The organism is Sulfuracidifex metallicus DSM 6482 = JCM 9184, assembly GCA_032834875.1.
GTDB lineage: Archaea > Thermoproteota > Thermoprotei_A > Sulfolobales > Sulfolobaceae > Sulfuracidifex > Sulfuracidifex metallicus.
Genome location: CP135238.1, coordinates 257056 through 277394 on the forward strand (window position 1 = coordinate 257056; position 20339 = coordinate 277394).

A 20339-nucleotide genomic window follows, 5' to 3' on the forward strand; every position below is an offset into this window, starting at 1 on the left:
TGGATCGCCTAGTAACTGTACTTTCTTTCGTATCCTCTTGGGGTTATCATCTTATTCCCAGTTACATACGTCTTAGAGTTTCCTGCGACTATTGTAGTAACCATGCCTATTACGTTTTCAAACTTCTTCCACTCTTCAGTATCTGTAATAATGACCTTCTCATCCTCCCTGAACGCATGATCAACTATTCCTACAGGTGTGGGATTCTTTCTAATCTCCCTTATGATATCCATGGAGGCTTCAAGCAGAGGTTTGCTGATTGGATTATAGAGAACAATAACGAAGTCACCTTCTGCGGCTTTCCTTACTCTATTTAATATCTCGTCCCTAGGAATGAGCAAGTCGCTTAGGCTAATTGAAGCATAATCTAGCGAGAGAGGACTACCCAATTTAGATGATACGGCTAAAGCCGCGGTGACCCCAGGAATAATCTCTACTGGTATGTCATATCCATGTTTCGCCATCATGTCCAGAAGTAAGCTGGCCATTCCGTAAACTTGAGGGTCACCGCTTGATACTAAAGCCACTTTCTTCCCTTCTAGAGCTTTCTCAATTGTGATTCTTGCCCTGAAAAGTTCCTCCTTCATTTTTGCTCCTATTACTTCCTTTCCCTCAGTTACATCTCTGATTATCTTGAGGTAAGTATTATAGCCCACGATCACGTCGGCCTCCTCTAAGGCTTGCTGTGCCCTTATTGTCCTATACTCCTTGCTACCTGGGCCCAGCCCTACCACAAAAATACTTCCGTTACCCATTTCTGCTCATCCTCACTATTTCGTTGGTTATGGATGCAGCTATCCCGCTACCTCCCATTGTTCCCCTTAACACTATGCTTGGTATTCCGGACCTAACCAGTTTTTCCTTAACCTCCACAGCATTAGTGAAGCCAGGAGGCGTAGCTATTATCAATGGTACGTCACGTCCCTCTTTAGCCATTTGTAAAGCCTCAGCTAAGGCTGTTGGAGCGTTTCCTACTACAACTATGCTAGGTTCTTCAAGCCCCTTCCTTATAGCCTCTGATGCTCTTGTGACTCCCTTTTCCTTTGCACTCTTTATGACGTATGGATCGTCAATGAGGCAACGAACGTTTTTCCATCTTATTCCAGCGCTAACCATTTTTACGTCAGCTAAAATAGAAGTACCAGAAGCCAAAGCCTCGATTCCAGATTGGATGGCATCGTCAGAGATGTACATATATTTGGAAACTTCCAGATTTCCTGCAGCGAAAACTGCCTTGGCTATTATTTTCCTCTTTGTGTCGTCCTTTTCGTCAATCCTTTCCAATATCTTGCTTATTGAACCGTCCTCTATGGCTTCTGGGTCCATAAGAACATCCTCAATTCCTGGTAGTGTACCGATAGCCCTGCTCAACCTATACTTCAGGGCGATCTTAACTAACGGAGATCTACCAAGAGTTTCGGTAAAGAAAACCTTCATGCGTTTACCTGAGTAATGAACATCTTCCCATTCCCCAATCTTAGTTGCTCCCATCTCTCCCATTATATCGTGGTAAACGTGATTTCCTCTCCCAAGGAAGACTAGCCCAAAAATAACGTTAGTAATGCCCTTCTCCAGTAGTTTTGGTAAAAGGTCTCTCCAGTTGGGGGAGTTGAATTCGTTATATGAAAGATAAACTGGAACCTTCATCTCAACTCCTAGGGACCTAGCCATCCTTTCAATATCCTCATTGTATGTGTTTCTCCTTGATCCATGACCTATCAATACAACAGCGTAGTTGGATAAGCTATCCATAGGCTAGATGATTAACTGGGTTAAAAAGCGTTATTGACAGAGAAAGTTCTATATCCTTATATTAATTAAAAGATAAACTTCGATTATCTGATAGATATTTTCCCTGAGTTCTTTTTAATTATTTTTTTATTATTTTATAATTTTATTTTTATATAACTAAAAACTGATCATTCAATAATTACGATAAAGACTAAACACAATCATTTTAACTATGCAATTCTGTTTCCTTGATGGCAGTAACACCTAGAGGGCTAAGATTAGTAGTTCTATTGGCATTGGTTTGGGGCTCTTCTTATCCTCTTATAAAGATCACTGCGTTTTATGCATCTCCTGTGATAATATCCTTATCTAGAGTAATAGTTTCTTCCATATTTTTCCTGGCCATAACAAGAGGAAAAATGCAACGTGGTAAAAATGAGCTTATTGTTGGTATACTTAACGTTGCCCTCTTCATGCTTTTGTTGAACTTCGGCACGGCTTTGTCATCTAATCCTGGTCTAGCATCCGTCATGATATACACTCAACCTATTTTTGTTCTAGTTTTAGAGAAACTGTTAGGAACTAGATTGAATAAGATGGCGGTCATAGGAATTGTAATAGGATTTTTAGGGGTATTAGTTTCAATTTCTTCTTCCAACTTTGGAATAGGTGAAATAATAGCTCTCGTGGGAGGATTAACTTGGGCTGGAGGAACTGTATTCTTCTCGAGGAAAATACCCGATTCTGACGTTATAAAGCTCAATGCGTTTATGTCATTAATATCAATACCTATATTGATCCCTTTCACTCCAGTTGACTTTTACTTCAAGGTTAGTCCATTTTCATTTCTAATGCTCATATCTTTGGCGATATTAGCTCAAGTAGTGGGATATACTATCTGGTTTAACATGGTTAAGGAAATGGGTAGTGTGGTTGCTTCCTCGTCATCCCTGCTAGTTCCAGTAACGTCGTATTTTATGACTTTCATTATTCTTCGTGATTTACCTACTTCTCTAGAAATCGTTGGATCTGCTATTACTTTATTTGGTGTGTATTTATCCCTATCGAAAGGAAAAGATACATTTTGAGACAATGTTAAAAGTGTTTATCTTAGGTTGAAAATGGATGCTGAAGTTACTGATTGCAATTCTAATATTCGTAGCTACGCTTTTGTTGGTTAATTTTAAACCCAAGGGAATTCCAATAGGGTATTCAGCACTAATTGGTGGAGCCCTTACTCTAATTCTGGGTATTTCTAATATTCACGACGTTGTGTTAGTTTTCGATATAGTGTGGGACGCTACGTTTACTTTCGTTGCTATAATAATTATGACTTTAATATTGGATGAAGCAGGTTTCTTCGACTATATAGCGTACAAAATATTGGGATTAGGAAATAGGTTAGGCAAAGCCTTCGTTCTTTTGCTTTTGCTTGACGCTGTAGTTTCCGCGCTCTTTGCAAACGATGGAGCAGCGTTAGTCATGACTCCAATAGCCACTTCAATAATATCTAGGAGCAGCATTGATGAGCGTTCTAAGATTGTGTTTATGATGGGAATAGGTTTCGTCGCAGATACTGCAAGCCTCCCGTTCATAATAAGTAACTTAGTAAATATAATAGATGCTACATATTTTGATATTTCATTTCTCCTTTATGCAGAATATATGATATTTCCTTTTATAATATCTGTAATAACCTCAGTAATACTTTATTATTTTCTTCTAGTTAGAAAGACCGATAAGAATCAAGAATTGCCTAGTTTTCAACCTACAATCAATGATCAACTTTTGGTTAAGCTAGGCTTTCCTTTCATAGCAATATTAGTTCTAGCTTACTTTCTTACTTCATTTGCCAAGATCCCAGTTGCAATGGTTGCCATTCCTGCGGCCACCCTGTTAGGTATTATAGCTAAGCGTAGGAAAAAAATAGATATATATAAGGTTGTAAGAGAGGCACCTTGGCAGATTGTGCTTTTCTCTTTGGGCATGTACATAGTAGTTTTCGGCATGGGGAAGCAAGGCGTTACTAATTTCTTAGCTAGTACTGACTCTACCTTGTTTAGCCTTCCGTCCCCATTTAACGTGATAATGGAAGGATTACTTTTTGCCTTTACCGCAGCCTTTATGAACAATCTTCCTTCAGTTATGATAAATTCTCTAGCTATAAACTCTACCCATTCTACTAATCATTTCCTTTTAGCTTTAGTAAACGTAATAAGCAATGACATAGGACCTAAGTTCACTCCTATAGGGTCCTTGGCTACTCTACTCTGGATATATTCCTTAGAAAGAAAACACGGCGTAAAGATACCTCTAAGGATTTATGTTTACTTAGGTCTGATAACTACGCCTATAGTTCTAGTGGCAACTATTCTCTCCTTATGGATTTTATTTCTATGATACATCTTACAACCATATCAACTATATAAAAATATTAGGAGAGAGAAAACATCTAAATTTTGTACATAATAGGAGAAACATTCCCTATCATTTCTCGAAGGGAATAGTAGTTATTCTTTTCTTAGTTAAATCTTCTATTGCACTTGTAATTGCTGCGGCTGCTACTCCTACTGGTATCTCTCCAATTCCCTTAGCGCCAAGAGGTGTAAATGGAGAGGGAGACGGTATCAAGTTTACCTCTATGGGAGGTAAGTCAGGAGCAGCAGGTAAACCGTAATCGTTTAGATTCGAAGTCAAGAGCTGTCCCTCAGGAGAGTAGATATATCTTTCGTAAAGCGCTACTGATATTCCTATAGCTGTGCCCCCGATCACTTGTTCCTTTACTACATCCTCGTCTAATGGGGTTCCCGGATCCAGATAAACGACGAACCTCACGGGGGTTATCTTCCCCTCAACCTCCTTTACCACTGCTATATCGCATGCGAAAGGATATGCGTTGAACCTATATTTTCCCTGTAACGAGAATGTGTATTTACTTTCAACATTAACATCAGTTATATCAATTATTCCTTCGCTTGTCCTTATCTTCCCTTCCACGAATTTCCCGCCAGTTTTTCTTTCCGCTTTAGCGATAAGCTCCTCCACGGACCCTTTGATTGCACCAGCCATGAAAACAGCCATTCTGCTTCCGCCCGGACCAAAGCTATGGAGAGTACCATCTACTTCAACGTCTATTTTTTCCATAGGTACCTTAAGCATTGACGATAAAAGTTCCTTGGCAACGTGTTCATTACCTTGTCCTTCTGGTCCATATCCTACAGAGAGAATTACCTTTCCCTCTCCGGTCCTAATTGAGACCTCCTCACTTCCATTTGGAGTGCTAGGGTCAGTAGAGCACGCTATTCCGACCCCATACCCCTTTTCCCTCATAGACCATAAATCGTTTCTAGACAACGCCATTTCCAATAATTTCTTGGGGTTGCCTGAATCGTAAACTGCGTAAGGTGCCTCGTAAGGGAATTGGTCCACTAAGTTGTTTCTCCTAACCTCGGCTCTATTCATTCCAAGTTCATCTGCTATAGCATCAATCACTCTCTCTATGGCCCAAGTATGGGGTGGCGTTCCCGCACCCCTGAAAGCTCCTGCAGGATTTTTATTTGTAGCTATCAAAGAGGCGTCGTAAACTATGTTCTTAACCTTATAAGGTCCAGCTAATATCCCTTGCGGCTTGAATGCTTGGCCGTTGAACAAGGAAGCTCCTACGTCCTCCCATACTCTAAATTTCAAACCCGTGATTGTTCCATCATCCTTGAATGATGCCTCTATCTTGAATTTCCTCTCAGGTCCTGAGGAATTCGATGCAGCTAAATGTTCAGTCCTAGTTTCAACCCATTTGACTGGAACATTAAACTTCTTAGAAGCAACGCCAAGGGCAATCACGTATTTTAGCAAGGAAAACTTAGACCCAAAGCTACCTCCTTGTCTAACTGGGTTCAACTTTACTCTACCTAAGGGAGATAGAAATGATGATTGATACGCTGCTGCTTGCATGTTGGTATAAATAACTAAAGGATCGCCAGGTATTACAAAAGACGCAAAAGTTTCAATTGGATTTCCAGAAGATCTACTCCAGTAGAGCTCTAGCTCTATCCTTCTATCCGAAGGCATCTTACCGTACTCTGTTGTGCGTCTATATACCTCATTACTCCCCTTTTCTTCGAATACCAATATATCATCCTTTAACGCTCTATCTATGGTCATTACGGGTTCCAACGGTTCATAGTCCACGTTAACTAACTCAGCTAGATCCTGTGCCTCATATGGGTCTCTTCCCAACACAAGGGCAACTGGCTCTCCGTAAAACCTTACCTTATCTAATGCGATGGGAGGAGTTGAGGCAGAGCTACCTTCTTCATCAGATGAAGTATTTATCGCATTAAACACCTCCCTTCCGGTTAATACCAATCCTCCTTTTCTAGTTACATCGCTAACGTCTATTCCTCTTATTTTAGCATGAGCATACGGACTCCTTACGAAAACTGCATGGTATCCTGAGAAAGGAAGATCGTCCAAGTATTCTCCTTTACCTTTAATAATAGATAGAAGATCACTTCTTTTCATTAAAATAGTTTTGTGTCTTGATTTTAAAATATCGTGTAAAGATTACGCTTAAAAGTTCAGGTTTCATCAATATCGAAGGCTAGGTTTCCTTCTTTAATTTTAATGATCTATAAGCATAGTAAATATAAAACATTAATAATCCAAACATTGTCGCGGCGACTACGTAGAAGAGCGTGCTGAACCTTTCTCAGCATATTATTAGCCTAGTAGATATCATTGATAATGGTGTCAATATTTTAGAATTCTTAAGCCTAAAATATCTGTCCATGCATGATGTTGTCCTCCTTAGGAGATTCCAGAGCAATTTCGTTCATAATGCATGCGAACACTGAAGTTGAAGATATTATGTTGACCAGCACTTGTCATGTTGGGGATGGTAGCAGAAGTAATCCACATAATATTATCAATAGTGTTAATGATAATACTGGAACTTAATTCTTACTATTTTCATTAGGAAGGTAGGGAAGTAGTAGGGTGATGAGAATCCGTAGACTATCCTAGTTTTTGCTTTCCATGTATATCATGTACTGTCACTATGGCACATTATAGCGTCAATGGGCAGTATTACAGATTTACAAATATTGCTAGCAATAGACCTTCCGGCTAGAGAATTGGTTATTTCCAAGTAGAAGAACCTGCTAATTAATGTGAAATGCAAGTCCAGTTAACAGGAGCTGGGTTGAACTTCAGTACACCCTTAGAATTAATGTATTTTATCGTGCTCCAATTTATTTCTCCAACGGAAGACTGCTTGAAGTAGAGCGTAAAGTATTACAAGTCATAAGTTAATAACTGATATTATTTCTTTTCGTACGTAATACCATACTTAAATTTTTATAATTTTACTTTTATAACACTCATTTTGTATATACTTTGCTCTTTTTGTTTTAGACTATGCGCTATAGGTATTATCAAGTATAATGTCACTTTCATCCATCATGAAGGCTTTAAAAAGTCATGCTAAATTTTCTTTAATAAAGTTTTTTAGTTAAGAAAACCATTTTAGGATGATTAGAATGAAGACAAACAAATATTTCACCGTAATGAAAACCATGACCTGCAAGACGGGCTATGGACTATATGAGTGCGTAGATGATAAGTGTAGTCTAGTAGCGTGCGTTATAGATAAATAAGTTGTATTTGACTAACATGTGTATATATAATGATAATAAAAATACTTTTTTAAGATTTAAAATTAGAGATTTCTTTTTAGAATTTTTTATAACTTAGCGAAAGCTCTCGCTGGGGCACCGTCACCCTTGTTTATGAGTAGTGGAATTGCATAAAATTCGAACCTCTTTCCAATTAGGTAGCTCAGTTTGTCGGATAAGTTTTCAACTACTATCACGTTATTTGATAGAAGGATTTTATGTACATCTATTGAACCTATGCTAGGAGAATCTATTCCAACAATCCTAATTTCTTTCCTAACAATCTTATTTGCAAGGTTCTCGTCTATAGTTTCGATATTTTCCATGTTCCAGCCCTTTCTCCATCTTTTGTTTGTACCCGTGTATATCAATAGAACTTCTGTATCAAGTTCCGGTTCGTTTATCCCGCAAGCCTTTCCATTCCCAATGAAGCTCGATATGTCAATTTCATCAACTGTCTTCCCGTTAGGTATTGCGTGCGCAGGTACGTCAATGTGAGTACCGGTGTGGGTCCCAATTATGATTTCGCTAACGTCATATCCATCCTTAGGTATGGAAAGGAATTTCCTTACTTGAGGTTTAGGATCCCCTGGATAGAATGGCATCTCTTCCTCAATTGGAAGGCTCAAGTCAAGTATCAATTGGCATCACTTATTTTTTTTCTTTCTTTCTTTTTAAAAAAAGTTAGACGAACTTTATTCCTCCTCTATACGCTCCTCTTATAACTCTGTCTATAGCGTACCAAGACACAATTAAAACTGGTATAGAGGATATTAAAGCAGAAGATGCAAGTATTCCCCAATTAATGGTTAGATTACCTATTGAATTTAATGCGAATATGGTAACTGTCTGTGCACCTTGAGGTGGAAAGTCCATGCAATAAGGTGTAGAAGTCAAAACTAGAGGATAGAAGAGCAAATGCCATGAGAAAATAAACGACAGTAGAAAGGACGAGATTAAAACTGGTCTGCTTAAGGGTAATATTATTCTTATGAATTTGTTCTTAATTGAAAATACGTCTGCAGCTTCCTCATATGACTTGGGTAGTCCTGAAAAGAAGTTGAACATCAACCAAACGCTATAGGTGGCAGTGAAGACCGGGCTAGCCAGTATCAGACCCCACCAAGTGTTGAGTAGTCCTAAGAAACCTATCAGCAAATATACTGGGATGATGTAAGACGCAGAAGGTAAGGAGTAGAAATATATTGAAAGAGGTAACAGGAAGGAAAGCTTCTTGTTCTTGTTTATTTCAAATGAGGCTGCAGATGATATTAATATAGTAATAATTGCAACAGAAATACTTACTACTAGGCTAGTTATGATGTAAGGAACGGAAGTTTTCGCTGCTAAAATAAGGTATGAAGGATCTATTTTACTTGGGAGAAAGTCTGGAGGCGATACGAAGTCGTCTAGAGGTGACCTTATTGATACGATTACCATCCAATACACTGGCATATCCAAGAAGAACAGGATGACTGCAGTGAAGGCTGCAAGTATAGACTTGAATACCTTGTCGTTAATCCTTATTTTAATCGACGGCATGGGGCTCCTCTTTCCTTTTATCGCGTAAAGGAGCCCTATTGAAGGAACTGTTGCAATAATAGATAAGATGGCTGCGAAGAAAGCGCCGGCAGGCACATTGCCCAAAAGGAAAAACTCTTGATATACAACCAAAGGTAATGTGGTAGATGCATAACCTGGGCCACCTCCTGTCATCACGTATGGTAGGTCGAAGTTACCTAGTGACAGAACGAAGTTGAGTATGAAAGCGGTCCAAAATGCCTTTCCTATTAAAGGATTTGCTATGCTGAAGTAATATTCAGAAAGCTTAAGTCCATCTACCCTCGCACTTTCAGTAATCTCCTGAGGTATTGACTTAAGTGATGAAAATATTATTAGAAACGCGAAAGGAATTGACGTCCATATGCTAACCATAGTTACGCTGTATATGGCTGTAGACGAAAAGTAAAGCGGATCGTATGGTATGTGAAGTAAATACGTAAACCATCCATACCCTCCACCGTATAGGCTAATTGACCAGATTAAAGCAGATGCGGTGAAAGGTATAGTGAATGGTAAAACTATTAACAAAGACATTATCCTTGCCCATCTTCTAGTCAACATATCCACTGCTATTGCCAGGAAGTACCCTATTATTGTTGAAAATATTGCAGTAAATACAGAAAAAATGAAAGTATTATATAGTACTTCTTCTAGTGGTATTAGGTCTATTGGCTTGAGGTTGTAATTAACTCCAGCTATGACGAAAGTGGAGATGAAAGGAATAACTGCGAACACGGTTATGTATGCAATATAAGGTATTGAGTACTTCACGATTTACCACCGAACTGTTTAAACCTTAAAACCTCGAAGGATACATCTGATCCTTCCTTGATTTTGTTTTTGCTGAAAGCCCTTATTTCTCCGTTTTCAAGGTGTATATGAATTAGATATCTATCACCCATGAATTCACAATCTGCTACCCTTCCCTTAAGTTGCCCCCCTTCAAGTTTAACGTCTTCAGCCCTAATTCCGACTGCTCCATCTATTCCAAGAATTTTGCCGTCAATAATAGACATGGGAGGATTACCAATGAAGCTTGCAACCTCTTCGCTATTTGGGTTCTCATATATTTCCTCTGGAGTTCCAATCTGAAGTATCTTACCTTGATCTATAATGCACATTCTGTCTGCGAGTGCCATTGCCTCAGTTTGGTCGTGGGTAACATATATTGACGTAATCGAATATTCCTCTTGAATTTCCTTTATCAACTTTCTGGCGGAAACCCTTTGTGGAGCGTCGAGGTTTGACAATGGTTCGTCCATTAGGAACAACTTAGGAGTTCTTACCAAGGCTCTAGCTAGGGCTACCCTCTGTTGTTGTCCTCCTGAAAGCTCTGATGGAAATCTGTCCAGTAAGTTTTCGATACCAAGTCTACGTGAAATGAACTCTATTTTCTTTATTGCCTCTTCCTTTGTTACACCAACTGACTCTAAAGGTAGATACAAGTTTTCTCTAACCTTCTTGCTTGGATATAAAGCGTAGTTTTGGAAAACCATTCCTATGTTCCTTTTTCCTGAAGGTAATGTGGTTACATCCTTTCCATCTATTATTATTTTGCCGTCGTCTGGTTTCTCCAATCCAGCTATTATTCTTAGAAGAGTAGTCTTACCCGATCCAGATGGACCTAATATAACGAAGAACTCACCTTTCTCTACCTTCAGGGTAATCTTGTCAAGGATCATCTTCTTATTAAATGCCTTAATAATATCGTTAACCTCAAGGCTCATTCGTCATCGCCCCGTCTCTCCTAATCCTCTCTTCTGGCATCGATCTAAATTCTTTGTCTCGGTTTAAAAATCTCCCACAATCTATTAGTTCCTAGAAGAGAACTAGCCTCCATTAAAGTATAGTTGTGTACTATCTTTCTTAAACTATTTAGACACTATTTATTACCGCATAGACAGAAGTTAATTCCAACCTACATTTTTTTAAGTGACAATGCATTCAGAACTTATGCATTTGAACCGCAAATGGAAAGCTATAAGTAAAACCATTGTTGTTTTAATTATAGTGGCTGTAGTAATAATAGCTGCTATAGGAGGATATATGCTAGTAAGTAAACCATCTTCAAAGGTTACGTTAAACGTGATTACATTCAGCGGAGAATCTGCTGATTTTATACAGTATGCAGCAGATCAGTTCATGTCTTCACATCCAAACGTTAATATAAAGGTTATACAAGAGCCTTTCTCCGAGTACATAACCGACGAAGAGACGTCCCTTGCAGATCACGGGACTCAGTACGCAATTTTAGGTTATACTTCAACTTCAGCACAAGACATATCTAAATATCTCCTTCAACTCAACTCGTCTGACTTTAATATGAGCGATATAATTGCACCGCAGGAAGACTTCGGAGGTATAATTTACAATACTACTACTCACTCCTATGAGATGATAGGAATAGCTTACGAAACTGCAATATATCTGACTGCTTATAACGCTAAGATATTCGATAATTCGACTCTAGCTAACGAGTTCTATTCTCAATATCATATGAACTTCTCTCCTAACACTTGGAAGAACTGGACCGTGGTAGAGGACGTAGATCAATTTTTAACTTCTAATAATATAACTAAGTATGGCTTCTTGATAGATGACCATGTAAAACATGGTATAATTGACGCATACCCTGCAGTCTACGGCTATTATTATATGAGAGACTATTCTCTAAATCATGGTAACTACTCTGGAATTTCAGGTTTCAATATAATGTTTGAGGGTTACGTTCTTCCAGGGTACAAATATCCTTTACCTTCCTTTAACTCTAGTAGTGGTATAACTGCACTGGAAGTGTATAAAACTCTAGTTTCTTATGAAATACCACCTTCTACTGAACAAATAGAGTACGGAAATCTGCCGGAAATATATTCCTCAGGTCAAGCCCCTGGTGCTTTTCTATTTACAACACAGCTGAGTTCAATTTCCTCTAATGTGTCTTCAGATACGTACTTAGCGCCATTACCAGGAGGTTATGCTGAGACAGGAACAGATTTCCTAGGCATAAACAAGTACATACCAGCATCGGAGCAGAAAATAGCATTGCAATTCTTAGAGTTCTTAGTGTCTCCTAAGGTACAAGAAGAGGGGTTCCTAAATTATGGCAAGTTCCCTGTGTCAAAGGAGGCATTTCAGATGTTAATGTCTAACTCATCGTTGGGAGCACAGAAAATGGAATGGTTAGAGGAAGTTTACACAGCGTCTTCCAATGCATTTGCGAACCCACCCAACATACCAATAACGTATACGTATCTCATAAGTGATTTCAATAATCAGGTATTCAATTATCTAACTTCTACTACGGTTTCACCATCGTCTGCGCTTCAAACTGCCGCAAATGAGTGGATGTCAAGCCTTCAGTCATATTATTCATAAAAGAAATATAAGCTATACACATATTAAAACTATATAGGTATATATATTTTTGTTTTATTTCTATTTTTATCCAGACAAAGGAAGAAAAATGTAACGTATTTACAAGTTTATTTTTAACCATTTAGTTTTCAATACTTCTAGATTGATACAAAAGAAATCAAAATTATGTTTTTCTAGTTTAAATCTAATCATATATATACACATACTCTCTTAATTCTGCTTGATTAGATATAGTTGTTTTCCGTTATTTAGCGACTTTAAACCCTTATTATACATGAAGATAATTTCAGTTGATGATAAGCCTCAATGATTTGATAGAAAGGGTTTCGCAATCAGTGGTCACCATAGTTTCCAGACCCTTTTCAATAAACGATTACGTTCAAGGAAGAACCATTCAAGGAGGTTCAGGATTCTTCGTCTCTAAGAATTACGTTGCAACTAACATGCACGTGGTTGAAGGAGCAGACGAAGTTCAGATATTAACTAAGGATTCACTTACTATAAAGGGGAAGGTGGTCCATGTAAATCCGATAACGGATTTAGCTCTTATAGAGACAAACATAGAAGTTCCCAGCTTACCAAAGGGTAACAACGTTAGAATAGGCGATTTCGTAATAGTTCTTGGAAGTCCTTTCCTTTTTGATTTAGGAGATCTAACCGTATCCTTTGGTATAGTTAGTTCAACAAACAGGGAGATTAAGTCGCCCTTTGGTTATAACATGATAGTCCATCAGACGGATGCAGCGGTTAACCCTGGTAACAGTGGTGGTCCTGTAATTAACATGGATGGTCAAGTGGTCGGCATAGCACAGAGCCATTTGGAGAAATCCGAGAACATAAATTTCATGGTACCCATGATATCCTTAAATAGCTTCATAGCAAATGTTTCCAAAAATGGACAATATGTAGCTCCTTATACCGGAATTGAGAGGGTTAGAGTTGTAAATAAAACAATTGCAAAGATGTTCAACCTACCCGTGGAACGTGGTCTGATGATTCAGAGGATCTCACCTGGTAGCCCTGCAGAGAGAGCTGGTTTAACTGTTGGAGACGTAATATTATACGCCAACGGAGCGGAAACCCCAAGTACGTTATCCCTTTGGGAGGTGAGCGAGAGGGTAGCCCCAGGAGTTCTAAACCTGATAGTCCTAAGGGATGGAAGAAAATACGCTGCTAGATTAGAAGTTGAGGGACGTAAAATTGAACATCAAGGTCACTTAGAATAAAGTAGAAGTATTATCACTATTAAAATGATAGACATTGCTATAGCCACGTAATCCTTCCTAGAGAATTGCCCAGGTTTCTCCTTCTCTATTTTCTTAACGTTCTCCCTAACGAAAGGTGCAGCCTTAAAGTTAAAACCGCAATTTATGCAAATCTCGTTGGAATCGTAGTTAGGATGTCCGCAATTTGGACAATATTTAACCATTAAGTAAAAAGATAAATTGGACAAATATAAGCGTTAGAGTGACTATGCCCTTATAAAATAGCTGGAAACGGAGCAAAGCTTAAGCGTTAATATTTTATACGATTCTTTCCTTATCAATTATGCCGTGGTAGCTCAGCCTGGCTAGAGCGCTGCCCTGGTAAGGCAGAGGTCCCGGGTCCAAATCCCGGCCGCGGCTCGTTTTAATGGGAAAATTCTTAATTCTACTTTATTTGGAAGATCCCTCTCCCTCGATGTCAGTTTATGGTACGATAATCGATTACTGCCTTTTTGTTTTACCGAGTCATATTCTTTGTTATTTTAAGTAATAATTATTATATCGCATTAATTGTTAAAGGGAAGATTAGCCGTAATTATTGCGTGAAGTTACACTTTAAGTTAAAAAGATCTGAAAATAATAAGTAAGTGAAAGTAATTGATATATCTATCAGAATCACTAGTGTTAAGGCCACTTCTATGGTAGTGTCAGTTCTCTACTCAATCCTCTGGTTTGAATTTTGTTAAAGAGCATTTTAGCTAGAATTACTGTAAAAATTGTCTCGTTTCAAGTTCCCTTATATTCTAGGGGCTAAAATGTACAATAATAAGATAATAGCTATAATAGATAGGCTAAAAAATGTTAAGGGCAGTACCTAACTAAAAACGTAAAACAGAAATTCTACCAAATAGAGCAAAATACTCATTATCAACGATTAAATATTTAGTTATACTTTTTATACAGTTTAAGTCGATAATGGTTCGAAATCCATATCTCATGATATAACGGTCTAAGGTATGATCCCTTTACTATTGATCACCTAAAAGATGTTACGCATTCCACTATCTACTCTTGATACAAAAGAATAGTATTAATACTTTGAAAAATTCTCATAACTTGACTAATATTTTATACAATTTATCTAGAGTAATATTACATTAAAATCTTCAATTAGCTATTCAAAAAAAACGGCATAAGATTAACTAATGAGACCTTAATCAATTAAGATAATTTACTACAAGCAACTAGATATCAAAAAATTAAGTTAGTCTTTTATCTCTTATAGAGTAAACAATTTATGACAACTTCTCTTCTAGAACCTATTAAGGTAGGCGATGTTTACCTTAAAAACAGAATAGCAATGTCGCCTATGATAAGCAACCTGGGTTCGCCTGAAGGTTATCCTACAGATGCTTACATTGCTTACTTGTCTGAGAGAGCTAAGGGAGGAGTGGGACTAATAATCACTGAATATACCTATATCAACAAATTAGACTCCAGGGGCGCAGTAAACGAACTAGGTCTTTACTCTGATGAATTAACTCCTAAATTTATGAGACTTACTGAAATGATTCATGCATTAGGAAGTAAAATATTTGTACAGTTAGTCCACGCGGGTAGGAAAACTAAGAGGGATGTTATATGGGGTAATACTCCCATAGCACCTTCCCCAATGCCTCTGACGGACGAAGTAAGGGAAATGAACCTTAACGATATAAGGAGGATAAAGCAGGAATTCATTTCGGCATCTATTAGGGCTAGAAGGTCAGGGTTTGACGGTGTAGAGTTGCACGGCGCTCACGGGTATTTGTTGGCTCAGTTCATGTCTCCTGCTGTAAACAGGAGAAATGATGAATACAAGGATGGAGTAAAGCTAGTAGAGGAGATAGTTCAGGGAATAAAGGAGTCAAAGATGACAGTAGGAATAAGGCTAAGCGTGACGGAGTTCGACGATTTGGGCTTGCATCCTGAAGATGTAGCTGAGATAGTAAAAAGGCTGGAGAAAGCTGGAATAGATTACGTTCACCTATCTGCTGGAAGGGACGGTCCTATGAATTCAAGCATGCCCTTCTATTATAAGCACCTATCGTTCTTGGAAGAAATAGAATCAATAAGAGATAAAATTCATGTACCTCTATTCATTGTAGGTTCTATAATGAACCTCCATGACGCCTTAAAAGCTAGGGAAGTGGCAGACGTTGTGGTGCTTGGGAGAAGTTTGCTTGCGGATCCGTACTGGTTGAAGAAAGCCTTAACTAACGAACCCATAAGGCCTTGCATAAGGTGTAACCAGTCGTGTAGGGGTATGGTATATAGGGAAGTTAGGTGTGATGTTAACCCAGAGCTAGGCTGGGAAATTTTACCGCCCATGGAGAGAGGTAATGGCGAGGTAGAAGTTGTAGGAGGAGGAGCGATGGGCATGGAGGCAGCCAGGGTATTGGCAAAAAGGGGGTTTTCCGTAACGTTATACGAAAGGGAGGATAAATTAGGAGGCCAATTCCTTCTCTTCAAGGATCCTTGGAAGATTAATGAGTTCAACTCTATCGTTGATTTCTACAAGAACGAGTTGGAGAGATTGGGAGTAGAAATCAAGCTTAGAAGTGAGGTGAATTGTGACAACGGGAAGTGTATCTATGCGGTTCCGGAACAGCGTAGTCCAGAACCTCCAGAACTTAAGGGAAAGAGAATACTAATAGATTCAACTTTATACGCGTACCATGACTATGCATTCTATTTGGCTAAGGATAACGAAGTTTACATGACCGAGGATTCACTTTCTATCTTGGACAGAACCAGACAGTTTCTGTTGGAGGAGAATTTGAAGGAAGTGGGCGTGAATTTCGTTCAAAAGGCTACCGGTAACTTTGACGTTATATTCAACGAGAGGGTCAGGGATCAGCCAACAATAGGCAAGTCAATCCAAAGGGGATACTGGTTAGGTAGAACCTTCAGTTTGAGATAATTTTGCTTACTTTCATGATGTTGTTTTTAAATAGCGGTAAAGCGGCAAGCAGTAATGCAGTAATAAATAAGAAAGTTGAGAACAAAGATATAGCTACGAGTTCTTAAAGAGAAAATGGAACAAAATGAAATAAAATGATCTTCTTTACAAGGTATCTATAACTGTCTACAAATTATTCTAATAAAATAGAAAAATAAATATATTAATAACAAATATATCCTGGTATAATGAAGTGTCTATCCCTTCAAATGGAATAGAGTAAACTTTGATTTTTACTAAAATATAATTAAAGTTACAAGTAAATTTATACGTAGAATTGTTTTCAACGGAAACTCTAAACACTTAATAGTATAGAAAGCACACCTCTTTTCATGGCAGACGGAACTGATGGAACTGGTGTCAATGGAGAGGACAGATTAATGGACTTAATCATGGAGTACTTTAACGAATATATGAACAAATATTTGCAGGATACGGAAAAGAGCGACGACGATACTATAGCTTGTTATATAGCGTTTCAGACTCTCTCTAATGTACTCAAAGGTACAATAGAAAGTAGGCTTAGTCCTTCATTAATAGAGAAGATAAACAATTTGATAGATAATCTGACTGCACAGTTTCTAACTAAGGCAAAGAAGGGGAATAATGACGAAAAAGGGGAAGGAAATCAATAATAGATTTAAAAGGCTAAATGAGAAACATTAAAAATTATTTTTTACCTTATATATAGAACAATGGAAGTTGAAGGCATAGCCGACTTACCTTTGCATACAGGTCACGTTCCCCCTTATCTCATTCCGATAATGCGAAGACTTTCCAGCGGGATAATCAGGATAATGATAGATGAATGGGGTCCGTCAAAAGTAGTGGAAAGGCTGTCTAACCCTCTGTGGTTTCAGGGACTCAATAACGTAATAGGGATGGACTGGGATTCATCAGGGTCAACCACAGTAACGCTGGGAATATTGAAGGAGGTTGTTGGACATGAGTACGGCTTGGCCATACTTGGAGGCAAGGGAAAAAGTTCTTTACGTATACCGGAAGAGATAGATTCGTTAAATTTTGACGTAGATAAGGAAAAGCTGAAGGAAGTATCAAAGCTTGTAGCAAAAGTGGACACTACAGCAATACAAGACGGGTATCAACTCTACCATCAGAGTCTTATAGTGTCAGACGAAGGTAAATGGGGCATAATACAACAAGGGATGAACGAAGAAACCAAGTTCGCTAGGCGCTACCACTGGGTGAATCAAGCCTCCACTACTTCTGTTCATGACGTTGCTGGCTTGAAGTCTAATTCCTCAGTTAACGTAGTAATGGATGAAGCTCAAGGGGCCAGGAGGGTCGTCCTGGATTTAATAAGGCAGGACCCGAGGAAAGTGATTAGGGAGATAGAGGAGGCAGAATCTATGTTGAAGGGCAGGTCAAACATAATGTTTTGGGTTAACGGTGGCACTGAATCCTTCGTTTCTCCTCAAGCTAAACTGGTTTATATGAAACCTATAGATATAAAGAAAATAGGTGAGGTAATTTCAAAATTGAACGAATTTTCCCCCGCCTCGTTTGATGAGGCCCTTTTGCAGGGTTTGGGCCCTTCAACTGCAAAAGCGTTGTATTTGGTTGCAGATCTAATATATAGGGAGCCACCGTCATACTCAGACGTAGCCAATATTCCTTATGATCCTTTCAAGTATGCATTTGCAGTAGGAGGTAAGGATGGCGTACCTTATCCCGTAAATAGACGTGTGGCATATGAGGTAATTCGAACTTTAGAGAACATGATAGAAAGATCGAAACTCGATAGAAAAGATAAAAAGATAGCCTTCAGAAGGTTAAAGGAGAGTATTGGACGTACTTAAGAAGGGTTTGGAGGACATAGCAGTAAAGGAGACTTCTATAACTTACATAGACGGTAAAATGGGAAGGCTATTTTACAGAGGTTATTCAATTTTCGACCTGGCGGAGTTTTCTTCCTTCGAGGAGGTTGCCTTCCTTCTTTGGAAGAACAAGTTACCCAACATGCGAGAGCTAGAGTCCTTCAAGAAGACCATGAGCGAACACAGAGACCTGCCCGATCAAGTAATGGAATACCTTACTAACGTTGATCCATCTTCAAATCCTATGGACGTTCTAAGGACGGCTGTTAGCATGATAGGCACAGCAGATACCTCACAGGACGACATAATGACTAAATCAATTAAGCTAACATCTAAGATACCTACCCTTATTACCGCATTCCAGAGGATAAGATCTGGAGAACAGCCTATTCCTCCTGATCCGTCTTTATCTCATGCGTCCAACTTCCTTTACATGTTGAGCGGAGAGAAACCAACGGAAATTGAGGAAAGGGCTATGGACGTTGCATTGATCCTTCATGCTGACCATGAGATGAACGCCTCTACCTTCGCATGCCTAGTCATAGCCTCTACGTTATCAGATATATATTCTTCAGTTATTGGAGGTATTTCAGCCCTTAAGGGTCCACTTCACGGTGCAGCTAACTCAGAGGCATTGAAGATGTTTCTAGAAATTGGGTCTCCAGAAAAGGTTGAGGAGTACGTTTACAAGAGGTTATCTAGAAAGGAGAGATTGATGGGTTTCGGCCACAGAATATATAAAACCTACGATCCTAGGGCAATAATTCTAAGGTCTTATGCAGATAAGGTCACTAAACTGAAGGGAAATCATCATCTATACGAGATAGCTAGGAAGGTTGAGGACTTGGCGGTAAGGACTTTAGGTGAAAAGGGAATTTACCCTAACGTTGACTTTTATTCAGGCTTAGTTTTCTACAGCTTAGGTTTCTCACCTGGGTTCTTCCCGACTGTGTTCGCTTCGTCTAGGGTTGTGGGATGGACGGCTCAAGTGATGGAATATCTAAACGATAATAGGCTTATAAGACCCAAGGCAATTTACGTTGGCGACGTGGAAAAACCATACGTTCCTATAGAGGATAGATCTTAAATAATACTCTTTTTATAAATATTCAGATGCTTAAGTTTAGAATACTTAGTAATAAAGAAGGACAAATTTACTCGAACCTAATGAAGATGTCGTCCATGATTAGGGAAGCTGTAACCACATTACAGGATGAGTTTTCAGCCATCAGGAGAGGAGATAGGGACCCGATAGCTTCTGAGATGATAAGGATAAAAGGCTACCACGAAAGAATAGCCATGCTTAGGGAAGAGATACTCTCCACGCTTTACGGTGAGGCTTTTCTTCCAGACTTCAAGGAGACAATAGTTATGCTTACGCAGTCGCTTTACAGTACGGTGAAGGCTGTAAAGGACGCCTCTAGAGCCATGAGCTCTAGAACACCCAATGAGAGATGCATAATATCATTATCAGAGGGGCTTTTGACCTATCTCTCTCTAGTAAATGAGGCATCTAAGAAGACCTCTGACTTGATTTCCGCAATTCAGGTTGACATGGAAGAGGCAATTAAGGTAGGAAAGGAAATACAAGCCATGGAAAGACAAGGAGATGAAATAAAGGATACCTTGTTGCAGAGATTGTATGATATGGAAAAAGAGGTAGATATAATTTCAATACTTCAAATGAAGGATATAATTCTATTTATAGATGAAATACTTGACAGCATGGAGGAGCCACAATAAGCGTGGAGTTACTCTACGCTACAATGAAGGCATAATCAATTGCCTTCTTTGGAAGTGTGATTTTCGCAATGGTAGAGTCTTTTCTTCCTTTTATCCTTATTATTATTTTAATATTATTTTAATGTCTGGAAATCGTGCGTGGGTATCATAATTAGGTAACAGACCATGAGCTGAGAGACAAGGGAGGAAAAAAGAATCTCTTTTCTGTAAT

General features: G+C 38.7%; 15 protein-coding genes, 1 tRNA gene and 1 pseudogene. 10 read left to right on the top strand and 7 right to left on the bottom strand.

The features are described 5' to 3' along the window. Positions 1–8: 8 nt before the first annotated feature. The gene (locus RQ359_RS01585; RefSeq protein ID WP_156016228.1) at positions 9–755 is read right to left on the bottom strand and encodes a precorrin-3B C(17)-methyltransferase; all 747 of its coding nucleotides are present in this window, start codon (positions 753–755) and stop codon (positions 9–11) included. Beyond that, positions 748–1752, bottom strand: coding sequence for a precorrin-8X methylmutase (locus tag RQ359_RS01590; RefSeq protein WP_156016227.1), 1005 nt, complete (start codon positions 1750–1752; stop codon positions 748–750). Before RQ359_RS01590 ends, RQ359_RS01585 begins: the two co-directional genes overlap by 8 nt. A gap of 230 nt (positions 1753–1982) precedes the next feature. Between RQ359_RS01590 and RQ359_RS01595 the strand changes: the two genes are divergently transcribed. Together RQ359_RS01595 and RQ359_RS01600 are read left to right on the top strand one after the other, a co-directional pair. Then, a complete protein-coding gene (locus tag RQ359_RS01595; protein ID WP_156016226.1) occupies positions 1983–2819 on the top strand; it encodes a DMT family transporter in 837 nt (278 codons plus the stop codon). A 37-nt stretch (positions 2820–2856) separates the two neighbouring features. Further along, positions 2857–4131 (top strand): ArsB/NhaD family transporter, encoded by a 1275-nt coding sequence (locus tag RQ359_RS01600; protein WP_156016225.1) that lies wholly within the window; start codon positions 2857–2859, stop codon positions 4129–4131. A gap of 87 nt (positions 4132–4218) precedes the next feature. On the opposite strand, the gene RQ359_RS01605 is transcribed toward RQ359_RS01600, so the two are convergent. The 4 genes from RQ359_RS01605 to RQ359_RS01620 form a co-directional block, all read right to left on the bottom strand. Beyond that, complete coding sequence (locus RQ359_RS01605) at positions 4219–6252, bottom strand: xanthine dehydrogenase family protein molybdopterin-binding subunit (RefSeq protein WP_156016224.1); 2034 nt, start codon at positions 6250–6252, stop codon at positions 4219–4221. A gap of 1219 nt (positions 6253–7471) precedes the next feature. Then, positions 7472–8044, bottom strand: coding sequence for a cyclase family protein (locus RQ359_RS01610; RefSeq protein ID WP_156016223.1), 573 nt, complete (start codon positions 8042–8044; stop codon positions 7472–7474). Between the two features lie 43 nt (positions 8045–8087). Next, positions 8088–9740 (bottom strand): ABC transporter permease, encoded by a 1653-nt coding sequence (locus RQ359_RS01615; protein WP_338117019.1) that lies wholly within the window; start codon positions 9738–9740, stop codon positions 8088–8090. Further along, complete coding sequence (locus RQ359_RS01620; RefSeq protein WP_156016222.1) at positions 9734–10693, bottom strand: ABC transporter ATP-binding protein; 960 nt, start codon at positions 10691–10693, stop codon at positions 9734–9736. The genes RQ359_RS01615 and RQ359_RS01620 overlap by 7 nt, the downstream gene beginning before the upstream one ends. A 226-nt stretch (positions 10694–10919) precedes the next feature. Here RQ359_RS01620 and RQ359_RS01625 point away from each other — a divergent pair, with 226 nt between their 5' ends. Next, positions 10920–12341, top strand: coding sequence for an ABC transporter substrate-binding protein (locus RQ359_RS01625; protein WP_054838066.1), 1422 nt, complete (start codon positions 10920–10922; stop codon positions 12339–12341). A 293-nt stretch (positions 12342–12634) separates the two neighbouring features. Then, on the top strand, positions 12635–13567 hold the full coding sequence (locus RQ359_RS01630; RefSeq protein WP_054838048.1) for a S1C family serine protease: 933 nt from the start codon (positions 12635–12637) through the stop codon (positions 13565–13567). Here the strand turns inward: RQ359_RS01630 and RQ359_RS01635 are convergent. After that, on the bottom strand, positions 13555–13770 hold the full coding sequence (locus tag RQ359_RS01635; protein WP_156016221.1) for a zinc-ribbon domain-containing protein: 216 nt from the start codon (positions 13768–13770) through the stop codon (positions 13555–13557). The two genes, RQ359_RS01630 and RQ359_RS01635, sit on opposite strands and share 13 nt — an antisense overlap. A gap of 121 nt (positions 13771–13891) precedes the next feature. Here RQ359_RS01635 and RQ359_RS01640 point away from each other — a divergent pair. The 6 genes and pseudogenes from RQ359_RS01640 to RQ359_RS01665 all read left to right on the top strand — a co-directional run bounded on the left by RQ359_RS01640 (position 13892) and on the right by RQ359_RS01665 (position 20163). Next, positions 13892–13966 (top strand) — tRNA-Thr (locus RQ359_RS01640). Between the two features lie 877 nt (positions 13967–14843). After that, positions 14844–16508: an oxidoreductase gene (locus tag RQ359_RS01645; RefSeq protein ID WP_156016220.1), complete on the top strand. Its 1665-nt coding sequence runs from the start codon at positions 14844–14846 to the stop codon at positions 16506–16508. Between the two features lie 371 nt (positions 16509–16879). Continuing rightward, positions 16880–17182, top strand: coding sequence for a hypothetical protein (locus RQ359_RS01650; RefSeq protein ID WP_156016219.1), 303 nt, complete (start codon positions 16880–16882; stop codon positions 17180–17182). 60 nt (positions 17183–17242) lie between these two features. Then, on the top strand, positions 17243–18367 hold the full coding sequence (locus RQ359_RS01655) for a DUF763 domain-containing protein (RefSeq protein ID WP_054838050.1): 1125 nt from the start codon (positions 17243–17245) through the stop codon (positions 18365–18367). After that, a complete protein-coding gene (locus RQ359_RS01660) occupies positions 18354–19472 on the top strand; it encodes a citrate synthase/methylcitrate synthase (protein WP_156016218.1) in 1119 nt (372 codons plus the stop codon). Before RQ359_RS01655 ends, RQ359_RS01660 begins: the two co-directional genes overlap by 14 nt. 26 nt (positions 19473–19498) lie before the next feature. After that, positions 19499–20163 (top strand): annotated as a pseudogene (locus RQ359_RS01665) (DUF47 domain-containing protein). Positions 20164–20339: the final 176 nt, after the last annotated feature.

Bases quoted from the DNA above. Each gene is read 5' to 3' on its own strand.
- RQ359_RS01650 (WP_156016219.1), top strand. From the start codon at position 16,880: ATGGCAGACGGAACTGATGGAACTGGTGTCAATGGAGAGGACAGATTA.
- RQ359_RS01605 (WP_156016224.1), bottom strand. From the start codon at position 6,252: ATGAAAAGAAGTGATCTTCTATCTATTATTAAAGGTAAAGGAGAATAC.
- RQ359_RS01630 (WP_054838048.1), top strand. From the start codon at position 12,635: ATGATAAGCCTCAATGATTTGATAGAAAGGGTTTCGCAATCAGTGGTC.
- RQ359_RS01620 (WP_156016222.1), bottom strand. From the start codon at position 10,693: ATGAGCCTTGAGGTTAACGATATTATTAAGGCATTTAATAAGAAGATG.
- RQ359_RS01655 (WP_054838050.1), top strand. From the start codon at position 17,243: ATGGAAGTTGAAGGCATAGCCGACTTACCTTTGCATACAGGTCACGTT.
- RQ359_RS01645 (WP_156016220.1), top strand. From the start codon at position 14,844: ATGACAACTTCTCTTCTAGAACCTATTAAGGTAGGCGATGTTTACCTT.
- RQ359_RS01625 (WP_054838066.1), top strand. From the start codon at position 10,920: ATGCATTTGAACCGCAAATGGAAAGCTATAAGTAAAACCATTGTTGTT.
- RQ359_RS01590 (WP_156016227.1), bottom strand. From the start codon at position 1,752: ATGGATAGCTTATCCAACTACGCTGTTGTATTGATAGGTCATGGATCA.
- RQ359_RS01585 (WP_156016228.1), bottom strand. From the start codon at position 755: ATGGGTAACGGAAGTATTTTTGTGGTAGGGCTGGGCCCAGGTAGCAAG.
- RQ359_RS01635 (WP_156016221.1), bottom strand. From the start codon at position 13,770: ATGGTTAAATATTGTCCAAATTGCGGACATCCTAACTACGATTCCAAC.
- RQ359_RS01595 (WP_156016226.1), top strand. From the start codon at position 1,983: ATGGCAGTAACACCTAGAGGGCTAAGATTAGTAGTTCTATTGGCATTG.
- RQ359_RS01600 (WP_156016225.1), top strand. From the start codon at position 2,857: ATGCTGAAGTTACTGATTGCAATTCTAATATTCGTAGCTACGCTTTTG.